This is a genomic window from Pseudomonas sp. R28(2017) (genome assembly GCF_002112505.1).
In the GTDB taxonomy this organism is placed as follows: Bacteria; Pseudomonadota; Gammaproteobacteria; order Pseudomonadales; family Pseudomonadaceae; genus Aquipseudomonas.
On sequence record NZ_NEHW01000038.1, the window covers coordinates 1 to 1,262 of the forward strand.

Sequence of the window (1,262 nt, forward strand, 5' to 3'; positions counted from 1 at the left end):
AGGAAGTTGCTCTGGCTGATCGAACCGCCGAGGATCAGGCCGGCGCTCTGGGCGAAGCCGACGCTGGCGGTGATCGAGCCGGAGGCCTGCTCTTCGACGCTGTAGTTGACGTCGACCTGGTCGTCGGTGCCTGGCACCGCCGGGGTCTCGACGTTGACTTCCTTGAAGAAGCCCAGGCGCTCGAGGCGGGTCTTGGACTGGTCGATCAGGTAGGTCGAGGCCCAGCCGCCTTCCATCTGGCGCATTTCGCGGCGCAGCACTTCGTCTTCGGTCTTGGTGTTGCCGCGGTAGTTGATGCGGTTGACGTAGGCACGCTTGCCCGGGTCGACCACGAACATGATGTCGACGGTGTGGTCCTGGTCGTTCGGCTGCGGTACGCCGTTGACGTTGGCGAAGGTGTAGCCTTCGTTGCCCAGGCGGCGGGTGATCAGCTCGGAGGTGGTGGTCATCACCTTGCGCGAGAACACCTGGCCCGGCTGCACCAGCAGCAGCGACTTGACCTGGTCTTCCGGCACCTTCAGGTCACCCGACAGCTTCACGTCGCGAACGGTGTACTTCTCGCCTTCGTTGACGTTGACGGTGATGTAGACGTGCTTCTTGTCCGGGGTGATCGACACCTGGGTGGAGGCGATGTCCATGTTGATGTAGCCGCGGTCCAGGTAGTAGGAACGCAGGCGCTCCAGGTCACCGGAGAGCTTTTCGCGGGCGTACTTGTCGTCGTTCTTGAAGAACGACAGCCAGTTGGTGGTCTTCAGCTCGAACAGCTGCTGCAGCTCGTCATCGCTGAACACGGTGTTGCCAACGATGTTGATGTGCTGGATGGCGGCGACGGTGCCTTCGTTGATCTTGATCTTCAGGGCCACGCGGTTGCGCGGCTGCGGCACCACCTCGGCGTCGACCTCGGCCGAGTAGCGGCCCTGGGCCACGTACTGGCGCTGCAGCTCGTTGCGCACGCCCTCGAGGGTGGCACGCTGGAAGATCTCGCCTTCGGCCAGGCCCGACTGTTTCAGGCCTTTCATCAGGTCTTCGGTGCTGATCGCCTTGTTGCCTTCGATCTCGATGCTCGACACCGACGGGCGCTCGACCACGTTGATGATCAGGACGTTGCCATCGCGGTTCAGCTGGATGTCCTGGAAGAAGCCGGTCTTGAACAGCGAGCGGGTGGAGTCCACCAGGCGGCGATCGTCGGCCTGGTCGCCGACGTTGAGCGGCAAGGCGCCGAACACGCTGCCAGCGGATACCCGCTGCAGGCCGTTGACGCG

General features: G+C 63.4%; 1 protein-coding gene. It reads right to left on the bottom strand.

All coding sequences use genetic code 11. The features are described 5' to 3' along the window. Positions 1-1,262: outer membrane protein assembly factor BamA (bamA, locus tag CAF78_RS27480; protein WP_085673237.1), on the bottom strand; the 1,262-nt coding region annotated here is incomplete at both ends.